Raw genomic sequence first — 23,765 nt, forward strand, 5'->3', positions numbered from 1 at the left:
TTATTCCTGGGGATGCTGGGCGCGGCTCTGCTCGGCGCCCTGCCACAGGCGCTCCAGGTCGTAGAACTGGCGGGTGGCGACCTGCATCACGTGCACGACCACATCCCCCAGGTCCAGCAGGGCCCACTCGCCGCCGTCCAGGCCTTCGCTGCCCAGGGCGCGCACGCCGTTTTCCTTGACCTTCTCCAGCACGTTCTCCGCCAGGGACTTGACGTGGCGGCTGGAGGAGCCGCTGGCGATCACCATGAAGTCGGTGACGCTGGTCTTGCCGCGTACATCGATGGTGGTGATGTCCTGGGCCTTCATGTCTTCAAGCGCCGCGAGGGCGATCTTGACCAGTTCTTCGTTTTGCATCGGTTCAATTACCTCGGATGAATCAGTTCGCCGCACGGTACAGGCCGTGCGCGTGGATATAGGCCAGCACCGCGTCGGGCACAAGGAAGCGCACCGAGCGCCCGTCGGCCAGCAACTGGCGGACCTGCGTGGCGGAAACCGCCAGCGGGGACTGCCAGACGAATGAAATCTGCCCGCCAGGCCCGCTCAGGCCCAGGGGATCGGCCACGCTGCGCGCCGCCAGCAGGTCGCGCAGCTCCTCGGGCGGCTCGGCGTCCGCATCCGGCCGCTGCAGCACCAGGATGTGGCAGTGGTTCAGCAACTCTTCCCAGCGGTGCCAGCCCGGCAAGCCGCAGAAGGCGTCCCAGCCGAGCATCAGGAACAACTGGTCGGACTCGCCCACTTCGGCGCGCAGCGACTCCAGGGTGTCGATGGTCCAGGACGGCCGCTCGCGGCGCAGCTCGCGGTCGTCCACCCGCAGCGGCGGCAGGTCGGCCACCGCCAGCTCCACCATCGCCAGCCGGTCGTCCGCCGACACCTGCGGCGCCTCGCGGTGCGGCGGGCGGGCGCTGGGGATCAGGCGCAGCTGGTCGAACGCCATCAGCTCAGCCACCTCGAGGGCGCCCCGCAGATGGCCGATGTGGACCGGGTCGAAGGTGCCGCCGAAGAGGCCGATACGCTGGCTCATCAGGTGCGGATATGCCCGTCGCCGAAGACCACGTACTTCTCGCTGGTCAGCCCTTCCAGGCCGACCGGGCCGCGTGCGTGCAGCTTGTCGGTGGAGATGCCGATCTCCGCGCCCAGGCCGTACTCGAAGCCGTCGGCGAAGCGGGTGGAGGCATTCACCATCACCGAGGCGGAATCCACCTCGGTGAGGAAGCGCCGCGCATCACTGAAGTTCTCGGTGATGATCGCGTCGGTGTGTTGCGAGCCGTAGGTGTTGATGTGCTCGATGGCCTGCTCCAGCCCATCGACGATGCGGATGGACAGGATCGGCGCGTTGTACTCGGTGCGCCAGTCGTCCTCGGTCGCCTCCAGCACGTCGCTGCCCAGCAGCGCGCGGGTGGCCGCATCGCCACGCAGCTCGACGCCCTTGTCGCGGTAGATGGCGGCCAGCGGCGGCAGCACGCGCTCGGCGATGCTGCGGTGCACCAGCAGGGTCTCCATGGTGTTGCAAGGCGCGTAGCGCTGGGTCTTGGCGTTGTCCGCCACGCGGATGGCCTTGTCGATGTCGGCGGCGACGTCGATGTAGACGTGGCAGATGCCGTCCAGGTGCTTGATCACCGGCACCTTGGCGTCGCGGCTGATGCGCTCGATCAGGCCTTTGCCGCCACGGGGGACGATCACGTCAACGTACTCCGGCATGCTGATCAGCGCGCCCACGGCGGCGCGGTCGGTGGTTTCCACCACCTGCACCAGCTCGGCGGGCAGGCCGGCGTCCGCCAGGCCCTGCTGGATGCAGCGGGCGATGGCCTGGTTGGAGTGGATGGCCTCGGAGCCGCCGCGCAGGATGGTGGCGTTGCCCGACTTCAGGCACAGGCTGGCCGCGTCGATGGTCACGTTCGGGCGCGACTCGTAGATGATGCCGATCACACCGAGCGGCACGCGCATCTTGCCCACCTGGATGCCGGAGGGCAGGTAGCGCATGTCGCGGATCTCGCCGATCGGGTCCGGCAGCCCGGCCACCTGGCGCAGGCCCTCGATCATGTCGTCGATGCGTGCCGGGGTGAGCGCCAGGCGGTCCAGCATGGCTGGCTCCAGGCCGTTGGCCCGGCCATTGGCCAGGTCCAGCTCGTTGGCAGCGGACAGCTCCGCACGGGCGGCGTCCAGGGCATCGGCGGCGGCCAGCAGGGCGCGGTTCTTCTGCGCGGTGCTGGCACGGGCGGCCACGCGCGAGGCGGCGCGCGCGGCGCGGCCCAGGCGGGTCATGTAATCGAGAACGGACTCGGTCATGGTCTCGGCGTCTGGCGGTTGGGAAAAGTGGGCGATTATAGCCCGCGCGCGCCGCCGCCGCCCAGCGGCGCCGGGCGGATGGTAGACAGCCCGTTCCGGCGCCCCGGCGAACCCCACCCGAACGCCCAGGCCAGGCAGGCCGGGGCGAGACGGTGACACCCGGCCACACCGCCCCCCACCGAACCCGCCCGAAGGATGGGTAAACAAAATCGTCACCGGTGTTTACCTTCAAAGCGTGCCACCGCGCCCCGAACCGCGGCGAGAACAACGACAAGGCGCCCGAGCGCCGGAGAATCGCCATGCATTACCGCACCGGTTACCACGCCGACCAGCTCGGCACCCCCCCGTCCGTCCTCGAAACAGGGCCCTGGCGCCTGCATTACCAGGCCTGGTCCCGCAACGCCCACGACACCCGCCCTCCCGTCCTGATGCTGGGAGGTGCGTTCCAGAGCTTCCGCTCCTTCGCCGCCGAGGTGGAGGAACTGCTGGAGCACCACCCCGTGATCCTCCTCGACCTGCCCGGCCAGGGCGGCAACCTGCAACTGGCCCCGGAACTGGGGCTGGAGGCGCTGGCCGACCTGATCGCCGACTTCGCCGAGGCCCTCGCGCTGCCGCCGCTGATGCCCATCGGCCTGTCCTACGGCTCGGCCCTGGCAGCGCTGTTCGCCAGCCGCCATCCCCAGCGCTGTGCACGCCTGCTGCTGGCGGGCGTGACCACCTTCGGCCGCCCCGGCGCCCGCGCCCTGCTGGAGGAGAGCCTGCACCTGCTGGAAGAGGAGCGCCTGGCGGAGTTCGCCCAGGGTTCGCTGACCGGCCTGATCAACCCGCTGCGGCTGGAACGCACCGGCATCAGCCCCGGCTTTCGCAAGGCCATGCTGCGCCAGCTGCAACGCCTGACCGGCGCCGAGCGCGAGCGCTACCGGCAGAACAGCCGCCGCCTGCTGGACTTCGCCGGGTTCACGCACTACCCCAGCTGCCCGACCCTGGTGCTGGCCGGCGAGTTCGACCACTTCACCCAGCCCTGGGAGCACGCCGCCTTCGCCGCCGCCTGCACCCAGGCCGACTGCGCGCTGATCCACGACGGCGACCACCTCGCCCAGTTCGAGCGACGCGACGCCTGCGCCCAGCTGTACCGCCCCTTCTTCCTCGACCAGGCGTTGCCAGCCGCACCCATCGGCGCGACCCGTCTGGCCCGAAGCCGCCTCAATGAGGTGGAGCGCCGCCAGGAGCCCCGACTCGCGCCGGCCCAGCGTGCCGGGTGGCTGCACCACGCCGAGCTGGGCAGCTTCACCGTGGAGGTTCAGGAGCTGGGCTTCTTCGGTGCCCGCCTGCAGGCCGCATTCCCGACGGGGTTGCCGGTACGGGGCTGGCAACTGGCGATGGAGGGCCTGCCAATGCTGGACCTGCTGCCCCTGCGCCAGGCCGGTGACGCACTGTCCCTGGTGTTCACCCACATGGACGCCGCCGCCAGCACCGCCCTAGCTGAGCACGTTCGCCCGGCGCAACTGGCGGCCGCCGCCTGACGGGCAGGCCACCGGGGCTCAGGCCCCGGTGCGAGCCTCCACCACCCGCACCAGGGCAGGCCAGCGCCCGGGTGGCAAACCAAGCCCGGCCCCCTGTTCAGCCGGGTCCAGCACCGAGACCCGGTCGAAACCGCAGGCGGAAAAGCCCTCGACGATGGCCTCGGCACTGCGGTAGTGCAGCGGGTAGTGCCCACGCGTGAGCCGCCCCACCAACCCGACGCCCCAGCGCACCTGGCGGTAGCGCGGGTGCTCGCGCAGGTCCGGGTAGAGGTCGGTGAGGTAGGTGGCGCGGGGGAAGCGGCGCATCTGCTCGGCCAGGCGCCGCCAGAAGCCCTCGATCACCGGCAACTGGAAGTAGTTCACCAGCCCCTCGGTGATCACCACCACCGGCAGCCCGGTATCCAGCCCGGAGAACAGCGCCTCCAGCCCTTGGGCGCCCTCCCCGGCAAGGATGTCCACCGCACGCACCTGGTGACGGCTGTTCAGCCAGCCTTCGGCATGCAGCAGCAGGCGCTTGCGCGCGGCCATCGGCGGCAGGTCCGCCTCCAGGTAGCGCAACTGCGGATGGCGCAGGCAGAAACGCCGCCCTCGGGGCGACAGCCCGCAGGCGATCTCCACCACCTGCACCACGCCCTCGTCGCGGATCGCCTGCTCCAGGCGGGCGTCGATCAGCAGGTGGCGCTGCAGCAGGAGCTGCTCGATGTCCAGCCCGAACAGCGCTCGCGCGCCCCAGGCGATGGGGCTGAGCGCGCCGTGGACCCAGCGCCCGAACGCCGTGGCAAAGGGCGCCTCGGCCAGGCGATGGCGGTACCAGACGTAGCCGGTGTAATGGGCACTGGGGGTGATGTGGGCACTGTCGGCGCGAACGGCTCGGGGCATGGCGGGCTCTTATTGTTTTTCTGGGTGTGTTCCCGCCCCGCCGTTCAGCTTCGATCAAGCGGGGCTTCCGTATAATCGCCAGCCTATTCCGAGCCATAGCCCACCAACAGCCCATGCCCGACGATCCCACCCTAAGTTTGCCCTGGCCCGGCGCCCGCCCCCTGGCGGACGGGTTCTTCGACCGCGACGCACAACTGCTGGCCCGTGAGTTGCTGGGCAAGGTCATCCGCCACCGCGTCAACGGGCGCTGGCTGTCGGCCCGCATCATCGAGACCGAAGCCTATTACCTGGCCGAGAAAGGCAGCCACGCCTCCCTCGGCTACACCGAGAAGCGCCGGGCGCTGTTCCTCGATGGCGGCCACATCTACATGTATTACGCCCGGGGTGGCGACTCGCTGAACTTCAGCGCCCAGGGGCCCGGCAACGCGGTGCTGATCAAATCCGCCTACCCCTGGGTGGATGCCGTGTCCGGCCCCGAGGCCATGGCCGTGATGCAGGCCAACAACCCCGATGCCCAGGGTCGCCCGCGCCCGCCCGAGCGCCTCTGCAACGGTCAGACGCTGCTGTGCAAGGCGCTGGGGCTGAAGGTGCCGGACTGGGACGCACAACGCTTCGACCCCGCCCGGCTGTTCGTCGACGACACGGGCGCACGCCCCACCGCCATCATCCAGACCACCCGCCTCGGCATCCCCAGCGGCCGCGACGAGCACCTGCCCTACCGCTTCGTCGACGCCACCTACGCCCGCCACTGCACGCGCAACCCGTTGCGCCGGGGGCAGGTCGAAGGCGAGCACTACCACCTGATCGAAGGAACGCCCGCATGACCGAATGGCTGCACGCCATCACCGACTGGCTCAGCGCCAACCCGCAATGGTTGGGCCTGGCCATCTTCACCATCGCCTGCGTCGAATGCCTGGCCATCGCCGGCATCATCGTGCCCGGCACCGTGCTGCTGTTCGCCGTGGCGGCCCTGGCCGGCAGCGGCGCCCTGGGCCTGGGCGAGACGCTGCTGCTGGGCTACCTCGGCGGCCTGCTGGGAGACGCCATCTCCTATGGACTGGGGCGGCGCTTCCACCAGAACATCCGCCGGCTACCCGGTTTGCGCCACCACCCGGAGTGGCTGGCCGGGGCCGAGACCTATTTCCAGCGCTACGGCGTGGCCAGCCTGCTGGTGGGGCGCTTCATCGGCCCGCTGCGGCCCATGCTGCCCATGGTGGCCGGCATGCTGGACATGCCGCTGCCGCGCTTCATCGCCGTCAGCCTGGTGGCGGCGGCCGGCTGGTCCGTGGCCTACCTGCTGCCCGGCTGGGCCACCGGGGCGGCCTTGCGCCTGCCGTTGCCGGAGGGGTTCTGGAGCGAGGCCGCCGTGGTGGTGGTCGCGGTGCTGGTGATGATCGGCCTGATCGTCCAGGGCAGCCTGCGGCACAAGCGCTGGGCCACCTCGCTCGCCGCCGGCCTGAGCCTGGTGCTGCTGGTGGCACTGTTCTTCGGCTGGTCGTCGCTGCATGACTTCGACCAGGGCCTGATGGCGCTGGTGCAGGAACAGCGCCAGGCCACCCTCGACAGCCTGGCGGTGCTGGTGACGCGCCTGGGCGATTTCCGCACCCAGTTCTTCGCCGGCGCGCTGATCACCGGCCTGCTGCTCCTGGCCCGGCAATGGCGCCACGCGCTGTTCGCCGGGGGCACGCTGATCACCACCGCCCTGGCCAACGGCGCCCTCAAGCACCTGTTCGCCCGCGCCCGACCGGACGTACTGGCCGAACCGCTGAGCAGCTTCAGCTTCCCCAGCGGCCACAGCTCCGCCGCGTTCGCCTTCTTCCTGGTGCTGGGGGTGCTGGCAGGCCGTGGCCAACCGCCGCGCCTGCGCCTGACCTGGATGCTGCTGGCCTGCCTGCCGGCTGCCAGCATCGCGCTGTCGCGGGTCTACCTCGGGGTGCACTGGCCGACCGACATCATCGCCGGCGCCCTGCTGGCCAGCTGCGTGTGTGCCGGTTGGCTGGCGCTGATCCAGCGCCAGGCCTCGCTGCCGGCGATTAGCCCACGGGTCTGGTGGCTGTTGCTGCCGGCCGCGCTGGCCCTGCTCGGCGGCTTCGCCACCTGGGCGCTGCCGGAGGCCTTCAGCCTGTATCGCTACAAATAGGAAGGCGCCTGGGCGTGGCGGAAGGGCCACGCCCGGCGTGATCAGGCGATGACGTCGCCCTGCAGGCGGTTCAGCAGCGTCTGCAGGTGATCGAGCCGCGCATCCGGGCTGCCCAGGGCCAGCAGCTCCAGCTTCTCGTCGAGGGAAAAGGGCAGCAGGTAGGCCAACTGGTTGGCCAGCTCCTGCTGGCCGTGGGCCAGGCCGCCCATGCCCAGCCCCTTCACCAGCGGGTGCTCGGCCAGGGCATTGAGCAGCGCGGCCAGGTCGGCGTGCTCCGGCAGCAGCGGCCGGTCGGCATCGTCGTCCAGCCAGGCGATATCCCCCAGGGTGAGCTGGTCGGCCTGCACACGCGTGCCTTCGACCGTGAAGCGCCGGCCGCCCTCGACCCGGATGCCCAGCAGCCCGTTGGGCAGTTGCTGCCAGTCACGGATCAGCGCCTCGCAGCCCAGGGGCGCAATGCGCTGGGCGGCGCTGCCGACCTCCTCGCCTTCGAGGATGCCCACCACGCCAAAGCCGGTGCCCTGCTTCATGCAGCGCCCGATCATGTCCAGGTAGCGCGCCTCGAACAGCTGCAGGTCGAGCATGCAGCCGGGAAACAGCACGGTATTTAGCGGAAACAGCGGCAGTTCCATCCCTCGTCCCTCACACGATCATCGCCACGGCCAACGGCAGCAGCACCGCCGTCGCCACCCCCATCAGGCTCATCGCCAGCGCCGCGAAGGCGCCGCACTCCTCGCCCTCCTGCAGCGCGCGGGCCGTACCCACCGCATGGGCGGTGATGCCCAGCGCCATGCCTTGCGCAGCCGGGTGGTGAACGCCGATGCGGCGCAGCATCTCCGGACCGAGCATGGCCCCGATCACCCCGGTGATGAGCACGAACACTGCCGCCAGCGCCGCCACGCCGCCGATCTGCTCGGCCACCAGCATGGCGATGGGCGAGGTGACCGACTTGGGCGCCATGGTCATCAGCACCATGTGCTCGGCGCCGAACGCCCAGGCCAGGCCGACGCCCATCACCGTCGCCACCAGCCCGCCGAGGGCCAGGGTCAGCAATGTCGGCCAGAACAGCTGGCGAATGCGCTTGAGGTTGAGGAACAGCGGCACCGCCAACGCCACCGTGGCGGGGCCCAGCAGCAGGTTGAGCAGCGTGGTGCTCTGGCGGTACTCGTCATAGCCGATGCCCAGCGGCACCAGCACCGCGATCACCAGTGCCATCGACACCAGCACCGGCTGCAGGAACATCAGCCGGGAGCGCTCGTACAGCGAGCTGGCCAACTGGTAGGCGGCGAGGGTCAGCCCCACGCCGAACAGCGGGTGGTGGGCCACGGCCTGCCAGGCCGATTGCCATGCCAGGCTCATGCCTTGCCCTCCTCGGCGCCGCGGCGGTCGATCAGCCGCTGCATCAGCCAGCCCACGAACAGCAACGAGAAGAAAACCGACAGCCCCAGCGCACCGACCACCGCCCAGGCGTCTTCCCAGATCGCCCGCGCGTAGACCATCACCCCCACCGCCGGCGGCACCAGCAGCAGCGGCAGGTAGCGCAGCAGGGCGCCGGACGCCACCGTCAGCGGCTCCCCGACCTCGCCCCGGACGACGAGGAACACGAACAGCAGCACCAGCCCGATGATGGGCCCGGGCAGCATGTGCAGGAACAGGGCGTTCAGCCCGGTGCCGAGCAACTGGAACAGCACCAGCCAGGTCAAGCCACGCAGCAGCATGAGGGGTCTCCAGACAGTCTTCCGTCCCTGCTCCGTCTCCACAGGCCCGTCGCAGACGGGCCGGAGCCAGGGTGGGCCATTATAGGCACGCCTGCCCCGCCCGCTATAACCCGCCATTCGCAGGGGCCATGCCGGCTTGACCGGGCCCCGGGCCCGTGCTGATCTACGCCAACGCGCCGGGCGAGCCAGCCCGCCACAAGAAGAAGAAAAAACCGTCCACGGAGGATGAAGCATGCCGTTCGTACCTGTTGCAGAACTGAAAAGCTACATTGGCAAGGACCTGGGTCACTCCGAGTGGCTGACCATCGACCAGGAACGCATCAACCAGTTCGCTGAATGCACCGGCGACCACCAGTTCATCCATGTCGACCCGGAAAAGGCCAAGCGCACCCCCTTCGGCACCACCATCGCCCACGGTTTCCTCAGCCTGTCGCTGATCCCGGTGCTGTCGGAAAAACTGCTGGTGCTGCCCGAAGGCCTGAAGATGGGCATCAACTACGGCCTGGACAGCGTCCGCTTCATCCAGCCGGTGCCGGTGAACTCGCGGGTACGCCTGGCCCTCACCGTGCTCGACGTCACCGAGAAGAACCCCGGCCAGTGGCTGATCAAGGCCCGCGCCACCCTCGAGATCGAAGGCCAGGCCAAGCCGGCCTACGTCGCCGAGTCCCTCAGCCTCTGCTTCGTCTGACGCCCCCGGCGCCGCTGCGAAAGCAGCCGGCGCCTTCACCGACAAACAGGGCAACAAGATCACCCAGTGGACCTGACCGGTCTCGCACGTCCGCTACAAAAGCCCGCTCACGCGGGCTTTTTTACGCCACACTAGGGCAGCCATTCAGCCAGGGACTGCCGATGAAAGCCCTTCTTCCCCTCAGCCTTGCCGTGTTGCTCGCCGCCTGCGGCGAAGGCGAGCCCATCACCCCGCCCGACGCCCGACTGCCCGATGGCGCCCGCTACCGGGGCGAGGTGGTCGACGGCCTGCTGCAAGGCCCCGGCCGCCTCGACTACACCAACGGCACCTGGTTCGAAGGCCGCTTCAAGGACGGCCAGGCCAATGGCCAGGGTCGCTGGCACGGCCCGGAAGGCGTGGAGTACGAAGGCGAGTTCCGCAACGGCCTGTTCGACGGCAAGGGCCGCATGACCTACCGCGACGGTACCGTCTACGAAGGCAGCTTCAAGGGCAACCGCTTCGACGGCGAAGGCCGCCTCGCACGGGGCGAGATGGTCTACCAGGGCGGCTTCCGCAACGACCAGTACCACGGCCTCGGCACCCTGCGCATGCCCGACGGCAGCGAACACCAGGGCCGTTTCCGCAACGGCCAGCCCGACGGCCCCGGCGTGCTCACCGACAGCGAAGGCAACCGCTTCAGCGGCACCTTCAAGCAGGGCCAGCTGAACGGTGAAGGCGACTACCAGGGCAGCGACGGAGACCGCTACAGCGGCGGCTTCGCCAGCAACCGTTTCAACGGCAAGGGCCGCTACCAGAACGCCGAAGGCGCGGTGTGGAGCGGCGAGTTCCGCAACGGCGCACTGACCGGCAAGGGCGAATACAAGGGGGCAGACGGCGAGCACTACCAGGGCGCCTTCCGCACCTGGCGCTACCACGGCCAGGGCGACCTGCGCCTGGCCGACGGCAGCCACTACGTCGGCGGTTTCGCCAACGGCCGCTACGCCGGCGACGGCACCCTCACCCTGGCCAGTGGCGAGCAGGAGCGCGGCACCTGGCGCAACGGCCGCCGCGTGCGGGATGCCGCCGGCCAGGCACTGCCCGATCCACTGGAGGTCGGCCTGCTGCAACAGGGGCGCCTGCTGGACGAAGCCCTCGCCGCCGTCCCGCCGTCCACCCCGGCCCCCGAGCTGTATAGCCTGAGCCTGGGTGGCGATGGCCGCCAGAGCGTGTTCCTGCGGGAAGCCGACTACGCCGCCAAGCTGATGAGCGACCGCTTCGCCGCCCGTGGCCACATCACCCTGGTGAACCACCGCGACCACATGGCCGACCGCCCCCTGGCCACCCGCGAAAGCCTCGCCCGCGCCGTCGAGACCCTGGCCAAGCGCACCGGCCCGGAAGACCTGGTGTTCATCTACCTCACCAGCCACGGCTCCGCCGACCACCAGCTCGCCCTGGAGCAACCCGGCCTGCAACTGTCCGACCTTGCCGCCGCCGACCTGGCTACCCTCCTCGCCCCCCTGCGTGACCGTCACAAGGTGCTGGTGATCTCCGCCTGCTATTCCGGCGGCTTCATCCCCGCCCTGAAGGATGACAAGACCCTGGTGATGACCGCCGCCCGCGCCGATCGCGTGTCCTTCGGCTGCTCCGACGACAACGACTTCACCTACTTCGGCCGCGCCCTGCTGGCCGACGCCCTGAACCAGACCGACGACCTCGAGCGCGCCTTCAAGCTCGCCCGCGAGGAAGTCGCCAAATGGGAGAAGGAGGACGACTTCGAACCCTCCGAACCGCAGATCTGGGCCCCCAAGGCCGTGCTCGCCCACTGGAAGCGCCTGCGCGCCAACCAGGCCCTGCAGGCACTGGCCGACAAGCCGGCGGACGGGGCCAAAACCCCGGCCAGCCACTAAGCTGTACCTGTGTCAGCGGAGAGACAGCCACCATGCACCTGACGCCCCAGCACATCCTGCTCGCCGGCGCCACCGGCCTCACCGGCGAGCACCTGCTCGACCGCCTGCTCAACGAGCGCACCGTCGAGCGCGTGCTCGCCCCCTCGCGCCGCCCGCTCGCCGCCCACCCACGCCTGGAAAATCCGGTGGGCGAGCTGGCCGACCTGCTGCCCCAGCTCGGCGGCCCCGTCGACACCGCCTTCTGCTGCCTGGGCAGCACCATCCGCCAGGCCGGCTCCCAGGAGGCCTTCCGCGCCATCGACCTCGACCTGGTGGTGGCCGTCGGCCGCCGCGCCCGGGAGCTGGGGGCACGGCACTACCTGGTCATCAGCGCCCTCGGCGCGGACCGCGGCTCCTCGGTCTTCTACAACCGCGTCAAGGGCGAGATGGAAGACGCCCTGCGCGACCAGGGCTGGCCGCAACTCACCCTTGCCCGCCCCTCCCTGCTGCTCGGCCCGCGCCAGGAGTTCCGCCTCGGCGAACGTCTCGCCGCCCCGCTGATGCGCCTGATCCCCGGCAAGTACCGGGGCATCGAAGCCTGCACCCTAGCCCGCGCGCTCTGGCGCCTGGCCCTGGAGACCGGCGAAGGCACCCGCGTGGTGGAGTCGGACGAGCTGCGCCGCCTGGGCCGCTGAAGCGCCCCAGGCCTTGGCCGGAACGCCCGCGACACCCAACCGACCGCGCCTGTAGGGTGGACAGCTCCGCAGCCCCAGGAAGGGAACGCCCATGCAGTTCTACGACCGCCACATCCTGCCGCGCCTGATCGACTACGCCTGCGGCATGGGCCACGTCATGAAGACCCGCTCCCAGGTGGTGCCCAACGCCGAGGGCGAGGTGCTGGAGATCGGCATCGGCACCGGCCTCAACCTCGCCTTCTACGACCCGCAGCGGGTCAGCCGGGTGACCGGCGTCGACCCCGCCGCGCAGATGCAGGCCCTGGCCCGGCAGCGCGCCGCCGCCATCGCCATCCCGGTGGAGACCATCGCCCTGGAACTGGGCGAGATCCGCGCTGACGACGGCCGCTTCGACAGCATCGTCTGCACCTTCACCCTCTGCACCATCCCCGACGCCGTCGCCGCCCTGCGGGAAATGCGCCGCGTGCTCAAGCCCGGCGGCCGCCTGCATTTTGCCGAGCACGGCCTGGCCCCGGACCCCGGCGTGGTGCGTTGGCAGCAACGCCTCACGCCGCTGTGGAAACCGCTGGCCGGGGGCTGCCACCTGGACCGCGACATCCCCCGCCTGATCGAAGCCGGCGGCTTCCGCATCGGCGAGTTGAACACCCGCTACCTGCCCGGCCCGCGCCCCATGACCTTCGTCTACAGCGGCTGGGCGGATTGACCGGCGCCCCGGCATTCGGGTTAGCCTTGCCCGCTCCGCCCGCAGACAGGGACCGACATGCGCACCCTCACCACCCTCACCGGCAACAGCCAGAAACTCGACGGCGGCGCCATGTTCGGCAACGCCCCGCGCGCCCTCTGGGAACGCTGGATGGCCCCGGATGCCCTCAACCGCATCGACCTCGGTTGCCGCGCCCTGCTGGTGCGTGAAGGCGAACGCAACGTGCTGGTGGAAACCGGCATCGGCGCCTTCTTCTCCCCGGACCTGAAGCAGCGCTACGGCGTGCAGGAGAGCCACCACGTGCTGCTCGACAGCCTGGCGGCCGTGGGCCTCGGCCATGCCGACATCGACGTGGTGCTGCTCACCCACCTGCACTTCGACCACGCCGGCGGCCTGCTCGCCCCCTGGGAAGACGGCCAGCCGCTGCGCCTGCTGTTCCCCAATGCCCGCTTCATCACCGGCCGCCGCCAGTGGCAGCGCGCCTGCACGCCCCACGCCCGCGACCGCGCCTCCTACATTCCCGAACTGCTGGAGCTGCTGCAGGCCAGCGAGCGGCTGGAGCTGCTGGAAGACGGCGAACAGAGCGCCACCCTCGGCGCCGACTGGCGCTTCCACTGGAGCGATGGCCACACCCCCGGCCAGCTCCTGCCGGAAGTGCAGATGCCCGACGGCCCGGTGGTGTTCAGCGGCGACCTGATCCCCGGCGCCCCCTGGGTCCACCTGCCCATCACCATGGGCTACGACCGCTTCCCCGAGGGCCTGATCGAAGAGAAGGAAGCCCTGCTGGCCGACCTCCTGGCCCGCAATGGCCGCCTGGTCTTCACCCACGACCCGGCCGTCGCCATCGGCCGGGTGACCCGCGACGCCAAGGGTCGCTACGGGCTCGCCGGCAGCCTGCCAGACGTCCGCGACCTGGCGTGCTGACCCCCGACCAAGGACCGATCCCATGAGCCTGGAATCCGTGCGCGCCTTCTTCGCCAGCAAGGCGCCGGACATCGCCATCATCGAACTCGAAACCAGCACCGCCACCGTCGCCCTGGCCGCCGAGGCCCACGGTGTCGAGCCCGGCCGCATCGCCAAGACCCTGGCGTTCCGCGTCGGCGAGGATGCCGTGCTGGTGGTGGCCCGCGGCGACGCCCGCATCGACAACCGCAAGTTCAAGGAAACCTTCGGCGCCAAGGCGCGGATGCTCGACGCCGAAACCGTCGAAGCCCTCACCAGCCACCCGGTGGGCGGCGTCTGCCCCTTCGGCCTGCCCACCCCGCTGCCGGTCTACTGCGACCGCTCGCTGCAAGCCTTCGAAGAAGTCGTCCCCGCCGCCGGCGCCATCCACAGCGCCGTCCGCATCACCCCCGAACGCCTGGCCGACCTCGTCGCCGCCCAATGGGTGGACGTGTGCCAGGACCTGGCCTGAGCCTCGGCTCACGCTCGCGCCAGACAGCGACGTAGCCCGGGCTTCAGCCCGGGAGCACGCAACACGCCCAATCAGTTGCCGCCGCGAATCCCCAGCCCTATCCCCAGCTCCGCCGCCAAGGAAAGCGGCAGCAGCAGGGTGTCCAGCAACGCGCTGGCGGGCAGATCGACGGCCGGGTAGGCCGGAGGTTCGGTGCCGAAACGGTCGATGGGGCAACAACCGTCATGGAGGGCGTACCAATCGAGCCGGGTGCCGGAGTAGATGATCGGCGCGCCGGGCTTGGCGGCGTTGAGGGTGGTGACGCTGGCGCAGCCCGGCAGGGCCAGCGCCAGCAACAGCGCGAGTGCGCCTTTATTCATCGCTCACCCGGTGGTGCTCGCCCCAGCGCGGCAGCATGTCCTGGGGGATGTCCAGCAGATTGAGGATGCGCGCGACCACGAAGTCCACCAGGTCATCGAGGGTCTGCGGCTGGTGGTAGAAACCCGGCGACGCCGGCAGGATCACCGCGCCGAGGTTGGACAGCTTGAGCATGTTCTCCAGGTGGATGCTGGAGTACGGCGCCTCGCGGGGGACCAGGATCAGCTGGCGGCGCTCCTTCAGGGCCACATCGGCCGCCCGCTCGATCAGGTTGTTGCAGGCCCCGGTGGCGATGGCCGAGAGGGTGCCGGTGGAACAGGGCACCACCACCATCGCCGCCGGTGCGCCGGAACCGGAGGCCACCGGGGCCATCCAGTCCTCCTTGCCGTACACACGGATCTGCCCCGGCGTGGCGCCGGTGTACTCGTTGAGGAACGCCTGCATGGCCTGGGGCTTGGCCGGCAGGGTGACGTCGGTCTCCGTCGCCATCACCAGCTGCGCGGCCTTGGAGATGAGGAAGTGCACCTCGCGATCCTCCCGCACCAGGCAGTCCAGCAGGCGCAGGCCGTACTGGGCTCCGGAGGCGCCGGTCATCGCCAGGGTGACGCGTTCAGGGCCGCTCATCTCAGCCCTCCAGCGCCTGGGCCAGCTTGCCGTGCAGGCCGCCGAAGCCACCGTTGCTCATGATCACCACCTGGGTGCCCGGCACCGCGAGTGCCTTCACGCCCTCGATGATGGCCTCCAGCGAATCGCACACCCGGGTCGGCACGCTGGAGCCGGCCACCGTGGCGGCGAGGTCCCAGCCGAGGTTCGGCGGCGCGTACCAGAACACCTGGTCGGCCAGCTTCACCGACTCGGGCAGCCCGTCGCGGTGGGCGCCCAGCTTCATGGAATTGGAGCGCGGCTCGATCACCGCGATCACCGGCGCATCGCCCACGCGCTTGCGCAGGCCGTCCAGGGTGGTGGCGATGGCGGTGGGGTGGTGGGCGAAGTCGTCGTAGACGGTCACGCCCCTGACCTCGGCCACCTTCTCCATGCGTCGCTTGACGCTCTGGAAGGCCGACAGTGCCGCCACGCCCAGCTCCGGCACCACGCCCACATGGCGGGCCGCAGCCAGGGTCGCCAGGGCGTTGGCCACGTTGTGCTGGCCGGTGAGGCTCCAGTCCACCGTGCCGGCGACCTGCCCCTCGAACAGCACCTCGAAGCGCGAGCCGTCCTCGCTGTGCAGGCGCGCCTGCCACTGGCCGCCCTCGCCGGTGGTCTGCACCGGGGTCCAGCAGCCCATGCCCAGCACCCGCACCAGGGCGCTCTCGGCAGTGGGATGGATGATCAGCCCCTCGCCGGGGATGGTCCGCACCAGGTGATGGAACTGCCGCTCGATGGCCGCCAGGTCCGGGAAGATGTCCGCATGGTCGAACTCGAGGTTGTTGAGGATCGCGGTGCGCGGGCGGTAGTGGACGAACTTCGAGCGCTTGTCGAAGAAGGCGCTGTCGTACTCGTCCGCCTCCACCACGAAGAACGGCGTGCCGCCCAGGCGCGCGGAAACGCCGAAGTTCTGCGGCACCCCGCCGATGAGGAAGCCCGGACTCATGCCCGCATGCTCCAGCACCCAGGCCAGCATGCTGGTGGTGGTGGTCTTGCCGTGAGTGCCGGCAACCGCCATCACCCAACGCCCCTGCAGCACATGGTCCGCCAGCCATTGCGGGCCGGAGACGTAGGGCAGCCCCTTGTTCAACACGTGCTCCACCGCCGGGTTGCCGCGGGACAGCGCGTTGCCGATCACCACCAGGTCCGGCGCCGGCTCCAGGTGAGCCGGGTCATAGCCCTGCATCAGCTCGATGCCCTGGGCCTCCAACTGGGTACTCATGGGGGGGTAGACGTTCGCATCGGAGCCGGTGACGCGATGGCCCAGCTCCTTGGCCAGCACCGCCAGCGACCCCATGAAGGTGCCGCAGATGCCGAGGATGTGGATATGCATGGATGACCTCTGGAAACGGGCCGACGGGGCCCGGGAAAACTTGGCGCAGGTTAGCACAGGGGCCCGCCGTGGAATGCGGGCCGGCTACGGTTGTCCCCCTTGGTCAAGTGATGCCAAAAACGCCCCAATCACCCGCCTCGCCCCCTGCTCCTTCAGGCACACCAGCGTTTCCGTCATGCGCGATTCGAAGTCGAGGATAGGCAGGACACGCACGCCGCGCCCGGCGCCGAGTTCGGCGGCGGAGACGATGCCGACGCCGAGGCCGGCCATGACCATCTCGAACACCGCCTCGCGGCCTTCCACTTCGATGGCGGGGAGGACCTCCAGGCCGGCGCGGTGCATTTCGTCCTCCAGCATCTGCCGGGTCATGGAGCCTTCCTCCCGCAGCACCAGCGGGGTGCGGTGCAGGTCGGCCAGGTGCAGGGACTCGCGCTGGGCCCAGGGGTGGCTGTCGGCGACGAAGGCCACCAGGGGGCCGCTGCTGAGGACGTGGCTGATCAACCGCTCGTCGTCCACCGGGCGGCCGAGCACGGCGAAGTCGGCCTGGTAGTCGAACAGCCGGCGCAGGGATTCGTCACTGTTGCCCGTCACCAGCCGCACGCGGATGCCGGGGTAGCGCTCGCAGAAGCGCGCCAGGTGCGGCAGCAGGTGCATGGGCGCGTCCACCGCAAGGGTCAGGCTGCCGCTCTCCAGGGCGCGGGAGCAGGTGAGCAGCTCCAGTGCCTCGCGCTCGGCGGCGAACAGGCGCTGGGTGATGGCCAAAAGTTGCCCGCCCAGTTCGGTCAATTGCACCGAGCGCTTGTTGCGGTTGAACAGCAGCACGCCGAAGCGCTCCTCCAGCTTGCGCACCTGGTCGGACACCGCCGGCTGGCTGAGGAACAGCTGCTCCGCCGCACGGGTGAAATTGCCGTGCACGGCCACGGCATGGAAGGCCTTGAGTTGGGCCTGGGAAACCGACATATCACCCCCGATAAATAAGCTCAGCTTCTGAGTGAAATACCATAAATCGATTTCAGTTATCGCACTGAAACGGGTCTCATCCCCTCCAGCACCGCCACCCCGCATCCGCTGGAGACGACCATGACCCACGCCGAATTCCCCACTGCCCATGCCCCGCTGGCCGCTCCGGCGCTGGGCGAGCCCTACCTGCTGACCCCCGGCCCGCTGACCACCTCCCGCGCCACCAAGGAGGCCATGCTGCAGGACTGGGGCTCCTGGGATGCCGACTTCAACCGCGTCACCGCCGAGGTGCGCCAGCAGCTCCTGGCCATGGCCGGCGTGCACGACGACCGCTACGCCTGCGTGCCGCTGCAGGGCAGTGGCACCTTCGCCGTCGAGGCCGCCCTGGCCACCGCCATCCCCCGTGACGGCAAGGCCCTGGTGCTGATGAACGGTGCCTACGGCCAGCGTGCCGGCAAGATCCTCGACTACCTCGGCCGTGCCCACATCAGCCTCGACAAGGGCGACTACCTGCCGCCCCAGCCGGAGGAAGTGGACGCCCTGCTGCGCGACCACCCGGAGGTCACCAGCGTGTTCCTGGTCCATTGCGAGACCAGCTCCGGCATCCTCAACCCCCTGGCCGAGATCGCCGCCGTGGTGCGTCGCCACGGCAAGGTGCTGATCGTCGATGCCATGAGTTCGTTCGGCGCCGTGCCGCTCACGGTGCAGGCGGTGGACTTCGACGTGCTGGTGTCCTCGGCCAACAAATGCATCGAAGGCATTCCCGGCTTCGGCTTCGTGATCATCCGCCGCAGCCTGCTGGAGGCCTCCGCCGGGCGCGCCCACTCCCTCAGCCTCGACCTGCTGGAGCAGTGGCGCTACATGGAGCGCACCGGCCAGTGGCGCTTCACCCCGCCCACCCACAGCGTGGTGGCGTTCCGTGCCGCACTGGCCCAGCACGCGGCGGAAGGCGGCGTGGCCGGGCGCCTGGCGCGCTACACCCGCAACCGCGACGTGCTGGTGGCCGGCATGCGCCAGATGGGCTTCCGCACGCTGCTGGAGGACCGCTGGCTGTCGCCGATCATCACCACCTTCTTTAGCCCCGATCATCCCCGCTTCGCCTTCAAGCGCTTCTACGACGAACTCAAGGCCCGCCACTTCGTCATCTACCCCGGCAAGCTCACCGAAGCGGAGAGCTTCCGCATCGGCTGCATCGGCCAGATCGACGAGGCCATCGTCCGCCAGTTGCTGGCCGCCATCGCCGACAGCCTCGCCGCCATGCAGGTCACCCTCCCCGGCCAGGCGGCCTGAACCCCACCGGCCGCGCCCCGGCGCGGCCCACTGCCGGCCATGCCGGCGAGGAGTTGCCTAGCGCACAGCCCACCCACGCCTGACGCCCCGACCGCTGCCCTTCTGACCAGGCCGGGCGTTTAGACAGCCAGGACACACCACAAGAACAACAACCTCTCCTCATGCACTGTCCACAGGGGTCAGAACCCATGCACACCTCACCCGGCTCCACCGCCCGCGGCTGGCAATCGCTGCACCGCTGGCGGGTCCAGATCTTCCTCATCACCTGGCTGGCCTACGCCGCCTTCTACTTCACCCGCAAGGCCTTCTCGGTGGCCAAGCTCGGCATCGCCGAGGACCCGACCTTCGAGCTGGACAAGGCCGCCATGGCCAACCTCGATGCGCTCTACCTCGGCGCCTACGCCGTGGGCCAGTTCACCTGGGGGCTGTTCGCCGACCGCTTCGGCCCACGGGTCGTGGTCTTCGGCGGCCTGCTGATCTCGGCCCTGGCGGCACTGGCCATGGGCACCTTCGCCACCCTGCCGATCTTCGTCAGCTGCATGCTCGTCCAGGGCCTGGCGCAGTCCACCGGCTGGTCGGGGCTGTGCAAGAACATCGGCAGCTTCTTCGCCACCCAGGAGCGCGGCCGGGTGCTGGGCTACTGGAGCACCTGCTACGCCTTCGGCGGCCTGGTGGCCACGCCCTTCGCCGGCTGGTGGGCCTACGAGGTATTCCACGACTGGCGCGCGGCGTTCGTCTCCTGCGCACTGGTGGTGCTGGGCGTGGCCGTGCTGTTCTGGCTGCTGCAGCGCAACCGCCCGGAGGACGTCGGCCTGCCACCGCTGGAAAGCGCAGCGGCCGCCGACCCGACCGCCGTGCGCCCCGGGCACTGGCGGGTGCTGCGCAGGGTGCTGGCCAACCGCCCGGTGCTGGCCCTGGGCCTGGCCTACTTCCTGCTCAAGCCGGCGCGCTACGCGATCCTCCTGTGGGGCCCGGTGATCGTCTACGAACGCATGCCGGCCATCGGCAAGGTGGCCTCTGCCGTCGTCCCCGCGGCGTTCGAAGTGGCCGGGCTGGTGGGGCCGATCCTCATCGGCATTGCCTCGGACAAGCTCTTCGGCGCCCGCCGCATGCCCGCCTGCGTATTCAGCCTGGCAGCCCTCACCCTGTGCCTCGCGCTGTTCGTGCCGGCCATGCAGAGCGGCAGCCTGTACCTGGTGGTGGGCCTGCTGTTCCTCATGGGCATGACCCTCTACGGCCCGGACTCGATGATCAGCAGCTCCGCCGCCGTCGACTTCGGCACCCAGGAAGCGGCCGGCACCGCCGCCGGCTTCGTCAACGGCTGCGGCTCGGTGGGCGCCATCCTCGGCGGCCTGCTGCCGGGCTACTTCGACACCACCACCGTGTTCCTCGCCTTCACCTTCGCCGCCCTGCTGGCCAGCCTGCTGCTGGTGCCGTTCTGGAACAGCCGGCCGCAACCCGAAACACCCCCTGCCATACCGCTCCCAGGCGGCCTGGCCAACGCCCGAACCTGAACCCCGACGGAGAATCACCATGAACTACCAACACCCCACCCGCCTGCAGGCCGCCGTGCTCGACTGGGCCGGCACCGTGGTCGACTTCGGCTCCTTCGCCCCGACGCAGATCTTCGTCGAGGCCTTCGCCGAGTTCGGCGTCGCCGTCTCCCTGGAAGAGGCCCGTGGCCCGATGGGCATGGGCAAGTGGGACCACATCCGCACGCTCTGCAACCTGCCCGCCATCGCCGAACGCTACCGCGCCGCCTTCGGCCGGCTGCCGACCGACGACGACGTCACGGCCATCTACGAACGCTTCATGCCGCTGCAGATCGAGAAGATCGGCGTCCACTCGGCGCTCATCCCCGGCGCCCTGGAGGCCATCGCCGCGCTGCGCCAGCGCGGCCTGAAGATCGGTTCCTGCTCCGGCTACCCCACGGCGGTGATGGACAAGGTGGTGGAGCTGGCCCGGAGCAACGGCTACGTCGCCGACCACGTGGTGGCCACCGACGAAGTGCCCAACGGCCGCCCGCACCCGGCCCAGGCCCTGGCCAACGTCATCGCCCTCGGCATCGAGGACGTGGCCGCCTGCGTGAAGGTGGACGACACCTGGCCGGGCATCCTCGAAGGCCGCCGGGCCGGCATGTGGACGGTGGCCCTCACCTGCTCCGGCAACGCCCTGGGCCTGACCTGGGACCAGTTCAAGGCCCTCTCGCCCACGGAACTGGAGCGGGCGCGCCAGCGCATCGGCCAGCTCTTCGAAGGCGCCCGCCCGCACTACCTGATCGACACCATCGCCGACCTGCCGAAGGTGATCGACGCCATCAACGCCCGGCTGGCACGGGGGGAAATGCCACAGGCCGTTTGAAGCCCTGTCGAGGCACCCCGTAGGGGCGGCCCTCGCAGAGACTCCCCCGGCGACATCACCTGGCGGATGAACAGCGCGTCATCCCCCTGCCACCAGGTGACCCCGGTAATGAACGAACCCGCCAATCGGCGGGTTCTTCACGTGCGGGAGGTTCCCGGGCTGAAGCCCGGGCTACGCAGGCCGTGTCACAGGCTGCGGGTCTCGATGGCGTGCTTGCGCAGCTTGCGGTACAGCGTGTTGCGGCTGATGCCCAGTTGCTCGGCGGTGCGGGTCATGTGCCAGCGCTGGCTTTCCAGCGCGCCCAGCAGCGCGGCGCGCTCGGCATCGTCCAGCGGGTTGGCCGGCGTTTCGGCCCGCGTCACCGGTGCAGCCTGCTCGCGGATGTCCCGGGGCAGGTCGGCCAGGCGGATCACCCCGTCCTCGCACAACGCCACCAGGGTGCGCAGCACGTTGCGCAACTGGCGCACGTTGCCCGGCCAGGGATGCGCCAGCAGGGCCTGGCGGGCGGCATCGTCGAGGCGCACCACTTGGCCACGCGCCTCCTCCCGCAACAGGTGCTCCAGCAGCGGTTCCCGGTCGCTGCGCTCCCGCAGCGGCGGCAGGTCGATGACCAGGCCGTTGAGCCGGTAGTACAGGTCCTCACGGAAGTCGCCGGCCTGCACGCGGGCCTCCAGTGCACGGTGGGTGGCGCTGATGATGCGCACGTCCACCGCCTGGGCCTCTCCGCCGATGGGCACCACCTGGCGCTCTTCCAGCACCCGCAGCAGGCGGGTCTGCAAGGCCAGGGGCATGTCGCCGATCTCGTCGAGGAACAGTGTGCCGCCGTCGGCCTGCTGCAGCTTGCCGCGCATGCCTTCCTTGCGGGCTCCGGTGAAGCTGCCGCCGCGATAGCCGAACAGCTCGCTCTCGATCAGGGATTCCGGGATCGCCGCGCAGTTCAGCGCGATGAAGGGCCGCTCGGCCCGGGAGCTGGCCCGGTGCACGGCCTTGGCGAAGGCCTCCTTGCCGGAGCCGGTCTCGCCGTTGACCAGCAACGGCACGTCCCGCTCGTAGACCTTCACGGCCCGGCGGAAGTCCGCCTGCAGCGCCGCATCCCCCAGGCACAGGCCCGGTGCCGCCGGGCGCTCCACCACCAGCGGGGCCACCGGCATCGGCCGGGGCGCCTGGCCGCGCAGCGCCGCATGCAGCACCCGGCCATTGCGTGCCCGCAGCGGCCAGCTGGCATTGGGTTGGGGCTGGGCGCGGGCCAGCAGGTCGTCCAGACGGCAGTCGAAGCAGGCCTCCACCGTGGTGCCCAACAGGCGCTCGCGGCTGCTGTCCAGCAGGTTGATGGCGCCCTGGTTCACCGCGCGGATGCGCCCCTCGCCGTCGAAGGCCATCAGCCCTTCGCTGAACAGGCCGACGTACTCGGCCTGCAGGTGGAAGCGCAGCAGCCACTCGCCTTCGAAGCGGCGCAGGAAGTAGCAGCTCTCGATCATCTTCGCCGAGAGGTTGACCAGCGCCATGGTGTGGAACTGGCTCTGGCGGGACATGGCACGCCGCGCCGAGGAGACGTCGAGCACCGCCAGCAGCTCGCCATGGGGGTCGAACACCGGGCTCGCCGAGCAGGTCAGCCCGGTGTGCAGGCTGCGGAAGTGCTCGTCCTGGTGGATGGTCAGCGCCTGGCGCTCCACCAGGCAGGTGCCGATGCCGTTGGTGCCCTCGCGGGCCTCGCTCCAGTCGGCGCCCAGCCACAGGCCGGCCTGCTCGAAAGCGTTGCGCTCGGCCGCGGCCGTCACACAGTTGAGGATCACCCCACGGGCATCGGTCAGCAGCACCGCGTGGCCGGTGCCGGAGAGCTGGTGATAGAGGCTGTTCATCTCGCCGTTGGCGATCTCCAGCACCTGCTGCATGCGCTCGCGGCATTCCAGCATCCGCGCGTGCTCCAGCACGGCGGGCGGGCGCGGCAGGGCCGGGTCCAGGTTGTAGTCCTCCAGGCAACGCAGCCAGGAGCGGGCGATGGAAGGGTCGGCAGCGGGCCCGCTCGACTGGGCCTTGCCCTGCGCCAGGGTCAGCACTTGCTGAGCATGGCGGCTCAGGTGGTCGTGCATGTCTTGTTGTTCTCCGCAGCGGGGGTCCGGGAGGCAGCCCGGCGCCCAGGACGGGCACCCACGTCGCCGCAGCATCCTCCAGCGCCACGCCCTTTGCAACGCCCGGATGACCCATGGGTCATCGGGCTGTGCCAGATGCGTGACAAACTGTCACCCGGCCTGTACCAGCCCTGCCACAGCCACACCGACGCGATATCCCCGGCAATGGCCGCAGGCCACGCCGGCCGGGGCTTGCGCTGGCCTGGCCCGCCCCTTGCTCTATGCTGCTCACAGCGCTTCGGCGCGTCCTCCACCAACAAGCACAAGAGCCAAGGAGATAGACCATGCGTTACGCACAACCCGGCACCCCCGGCGCCGTCGTTTCCTTCAAGGACCGCTACGGCAACTACATCGGCGGCGAATTCGTGCCCCCGGTCAAAGGCCAGTACTTCACCAACACCTCCCCGGTGAACGGCCAGCCCATCGCCGAATTCCCCCGCTCCACCGCCGAAGACATCGACAAGGCCCTCGACGCCGCCCATGCCGCCGCCGATGCCTGGGGCCGCACCTCCGTGCAGGACCGCTCCAACATCCTGCTGAAGATCGCCGACCGCATCGAACAGAACCTCGAAGTCCTCGCCGTCACCGAAACCTGGGACAACGGCAAGGCCGTGCGCGAAACCCTCAACGCCGACATCCCGCTCGCCGCCGACCACTTCCGCTACTTCGCCGGCTGCATCCGCGCCCAGGAAGGCGGCGCCGCCGAAATCAACGACGGCACCGTCGCCTACCACATCCACGAACCCCTCGGCGTGGTCGGCCAGATCATCCCCTGGAAC

General features: G+C 69.9%; 25 protein-coding genes. 13 read left to right on the forward strand and 12 right to left on the reverse strand.

Annotated features, from left to right (window positions below; all coding sequences use genetic code 11):
- Genes rsfS through SZ55_RS20580 form a run of 3 tightly spaced genes read right to left on the reverse strand, consistent with a single transcriptional unit; the run spans position 1 to position 2,286 of the window.
- Complete coding sequence (gene rsfS, locus SZ55_RS20570; RefSeq protein WP_044410769.1) at positions 1-354, reverse strand: ribosome silencing factor; 354 nt, start codon at positions 352-354, stop codon at positions 1-3.
- Between the two features lie 22 nt (positions 355-376).
- Positions 377-1,021: a nicotinate-nucleotide adenylyltransferase gene (nadD, locus tag SZ55_RS20575; RefSeq protein WP_044410772.1), complete on the reverse strand. Its 645-nt coding sequence runs from the start codon at positions 1,019-1,021 to the stop codon at positions 377-379.
- Positions 1,021-2,286 (reverse strand): glutamate-5-semialdehyde dehydrogenase, encoded by a 1,266-nt coding sequence (locus SZ55_RS20580; RefSeq protein ID WP_044410774.1) that lies wholly within the window; start codon positions 2,284-2,286, stop codon positions 1,021-1,023. Before SZ55_RS20580 ends, nadD begins: the two co-directional genes overlap by 1 nt.
- 299 nt (positions 2,287-2,585) lie before the next feature.
- Here SZ55_RS20580 and SZ55_RS20585 point away from each other — a divergent pair, with 299 nt between their 5' ends.
- The gene (locus SZ55_RS20585) at positions 2,586-3,809 is read left to right on the forward strand and encodes an alpha/beta fold hydrolase (protein WP_044410776.1); all 1,224 of its coding nucleotides are present in this window, start codon (positions 2,586-2,588) and stop codon (positions 3,807-3,809) included.
- Positions 3,810-3,827: 18 nt separating this feature from the next.
- On the opposite strand, the gene SZ55_RS20590 is transcribed toward SZ55_RS20585, so the two are convergent.
- Entirely contained in the window at positions 3,828-4,688 is an 861-nt protein-coding gene (locus SZ55_RS20590) for a class I SAM-dependent methyltransferase (RefSeq protein ID WP_044410778.1), read from the reverse strand.
- A gap of 113 nt (positions 4,689-4,801) precedes the next feature.
- On the opposite strand from SZ55_RS20590, the gene SZ55_RS20595 reads away from it, so the two are divergent.
- Both SZ55_RS20595 and SZ55_RS20600 read left to right on the forward strand, forming a co-directional pair.
- Positions 4,802-5,512, forward strand: a complete 711-nt coding sequence (locus tag SZ55_RS20595; RefSeq protein WP_044410779.1) for a DNA-3-methyladenine glycosylase — start codon at positions 4,802-4,804, stop codon at positions 5,510-5,512.
- Positions 5,509-6,828: a bifunctional DedA family/phosphatase PAP2 family protein gene (locus SZ55_RS20600; RefSeq protein WP_044410782.1), complete on the forward strand. Its 1,320-nt coding sequence runs from the start codon at positions 5,509-5,511 to the stop codon at positions 6,826-6,828. Before SZ55_RS20595 ends, SZ55_RS20600 begins: the two co-directional genes overlap by 4 nt.
- 41 nt (positions 6,829-6,869) lie before the next feature.
- Here the strand turns inward: SZ55_RS20600 and SZ55_RS20605 are convergent, their stop codons facing one another.
- From SZ55_RS20605 to SZ55_RS20615, 3 genes are read right to left on the reverse strand one after another with little or no spacing between them, the layout of a single operon-like run.
- Positions 6,870-7,460 (reverse strand): LON peptidase substrate-binding domain-containing protein, encoded by a 591-nt coding sequence (locus SZ55_RS20605; RefSeq protein WP_044410785.1) that lies wholly within the window; start codon positions 7,458-7,460, stop codon positions 6,870-6,872.
- A gap of 10 nt (positions 7,461-7,470) precedes the next feature.
- Positions 7,471-8,181 (reverse strand): LrgB family protein, encoded by a 711-nt coding sequence (locus tag SZ55_RS20610; RefSeq protein ID WP_139233705.1) that lies wholly within the window; start codon positions 8,179-8,181, stop codon positions 7,471-7,473.
- A 2-nt stretch (positions 8,182-8,183) separates the two neighbouring features.
- Positions 8,184-8,546, reverse strand: coding sequence for a CidA/LrgA family protein (locus SZ55_RS20615; protein WP_044410789.1), 363 nt, complete (start codon positions 8,544-8,546; stop codon positions 8,184-8,186).
- 232 nt (positions 8,547-8,778) lie between these two features.
- On the opposite strand from SZ55_RS20615, the gene SZ55_RS20620 reads away from it, so the two are divergent.
- The 6 genes from SZ55_RS20620 to SZ55_RS20645 all read left to right on the forward strand — a co-directional run bounded on the left by SZ55_RS20620 (position 8,779) and on the right by SZ55_RS20645 (position 13,911).
- On the forward strand, positions 8,779-9,234 hold the full coding sequence (locus SZ55_RS20620) for a MaoC family dehydratase (protein ID WP_044410793.1): 456 nt from the start codon (positions 8,779-8,781) through the stop codon (positions 9,232-9,234).
- A 161-nt stretch (positions 9,235-9,395) separates the two neighbouring features.
- Positions 9,396-11,120, forward strand: a complete 1,725-nt coding sequence (locus SZ55_RS20625) for a C13 family peptidase (RefSeq protein WP_044410796.1) — start codon at positions 9,396-9,398, stop codon at positions 11,118-11,120.
- A 32-nt stretch (positions 11,121-11,152) separates the two neighbouring features.
- Entirely contained in the window at positions 11,153-11,794 is a 642-nt protein-coding gene (locus SZ55_RS20630) for an oxidoreductase (protein ID WP_044410799.1), read from the forward strand.
- Between the two features lie 91 nt (positions 11,795-11,885).
- Positions 11,886-12,497 carry a class I SAM-dependent methyltransferase gene (locus SZ55_RS20635; protein ID WP_044410802.1) on the forward strand — a complete coding sequence of 204 codons (612 nt, stop codon included), beginning with the start codon at positions 11,886-11,888 and terminating at the stop codon, positions 12,495-12,497.
- Positions 12,498-12,554: 57 nt separating this feature from the next.
- On the forward strand, positions 12,555-13,421 hold the full coding sequence (locus SZ55_RS20640; RefSeq protein ID WP_044410805.1) for an MBL fold metallo-hydrolase: 867 nt from the start codon (positions 12,555-12,557) through the stop codon (positions 13,419-13,421).
- A gap of 22 nt (positions 13,422-13,443) precedes the next feature.
- Positions 13,444-13,911, forward strand: a complete 468-nt coding sequence (locus tag SZ55_RS20645) for a YbaK/EbsC family protein (protein ID WP_044410808.1) — start codon at positions 13,444-13,446, stop codon at positions 13,909-13,911.
- 71 nt (positions 13,912-13,982) lie between these two features.
- On the opposite strand, the gene SZ55_RS20650 is transcribed toward SZ55_RS20645, so the two are convergent.
- The 4 genes from SZ55_RS20650 to SZ55_RS20665 all read right to left on the reverse strand — a co-directional run bounded on the left by SZ55_RS20650 (position 13,983) and on the right by SZ55_RS20665 (position 17,206).
- The gene (locus SZ55_RS20650) at positions 13,983-14,270 is read right to left on the reverse strand and encodes a YceK/YidQ family lipoprotein (protein ID WP_044410811.1); all 288 of its coding nucleotides are present in this window, start codon (positions 14,268-14,270) and stop codon (positions 13,983-13,985) included.
- Positions 14,263-14,892: a flavin prenyltransferase UbiX gene (ubiX, locus tag SZ55_RS20655; protein ID WP_044410813.1), complete on the reverse strand. Its 630-nt coding sequence runs from the start codon at positions 14,890-14,892 to the stop codon at positions 14,263-14,265. The genes SZ55_RS20650 and ubiX overlap by 8 nt, the downstream gene beginning before the upstream one ends.
- Position 14,893: 1 nt before the next feature.
- Positions 14,894-16,246, reverse strand: a complete 1,353-nt coding sequence (gene mpl / locus SZ55_RS20660; protein WP_044410815.1) for a UDP-N-acetylmuramate:L-alanyl-gamma-D-glutamyl-meso-diaminopimelate ligase — start codon at positions 16,244-16,246, stop codon at positions 14,894-14,896.
- Positions 16,247-16,330: 84 nt separating this feature from the next.
- On the reverse strand, positions 16,331-17,206 hold the full coding sequence (locus SZ55_RS20665; protein ID WP_044410818.1) for a LysR substrate-binding domain-containing protein: 876 nt from the start codon (positions 17,204-17,206) through the stop codon (positions 16,331-16,333).
- 120 nt (positions 17,207-17,326) lie between these two features.
- On the opposite strand from SZ55_RS20665, the gene SZ55_RS20670 reads away from it, so the two are divergent.
- The 3 genes from SZ55_RS20670 (at position 17,327) to phnX (ending at position 20,857) form a co-directional block, all read left to right on the forward strand.
- The gene (locus SZ55_RS20670; protein ID WP_044410821.1) at positions 17,327-18,496 is read left to right on the forward strand and encodes a 2-aminoethylphosphonate--pyruvate transaminase; all 1,170 of its coding nucleotides are present in this window, start codon (positions 17,327-17,329) and stop codon (positions 18,494-18,496) included.
- Between the two features lie 188 nt (positions 18,497-18,684).
- A complete protein-coding gene (locus SZ55_RS20675) occupies positions 18,685-20,010 on the forward strand; it encodes an MFS transporter (protein WP_044410825.1) in 1,326 nt (441 codons plus the stop codon).
- 19 nt (positions 20,011-20,029) lie between these two features.
- Positions 20,030-20,857: a phosphonoacetaldehyde hydrolase gene (gene phnX, locus SZ55_RS20680; RefSeq protein ID WP_044410829.1), complete on the forward strand. Its 828-nt coding sequence runs from the start codon at positions 20,030-20,032 to the stop codon at positions 20,855-20,857.
- A gap of 185 nt (positions 20,858-21,042) precedes the next feature.
- Here phnX and SZ55_RS20685 read toward each other — a convergent pair whose 3' ends face one another.
- A complete protein-coding gene (locus SZ55_RS20685; protein WP_044410832.1) occupies positions 21,043-22,947 on the reverse strand; it encodes a sigma-54-dependent Fis family transcriptional regulator in 1,905 nt (634 codons plus the stop codon).
- Between the two features lie 323 nt (positions 22,948-23,270).
- Between SZ55_RS20685 and SZ55_RS20690 the strand changes: the two genes are divergently transcribed.
- A partial coding sequence (locus SZ55_RS20690; protein WP_044410835.1) for an aldehyde dehydrogenase family protein occupies positions 23,271-23,765 on the forward strand: 495 nt, incomplete at its 3' end.

The sequence above is a fragment of the Pseudomonas sp. FeS53a genome (genome assembly GCF_000931385.1).
GTDB classification, from domain to species: Bacteria; Pseudomonadota; Gammaproteobacteria; order Pseudomonadales; family Pseudomonadaceae; genus Metapseudomonas; species Metapseudomonas otitidis.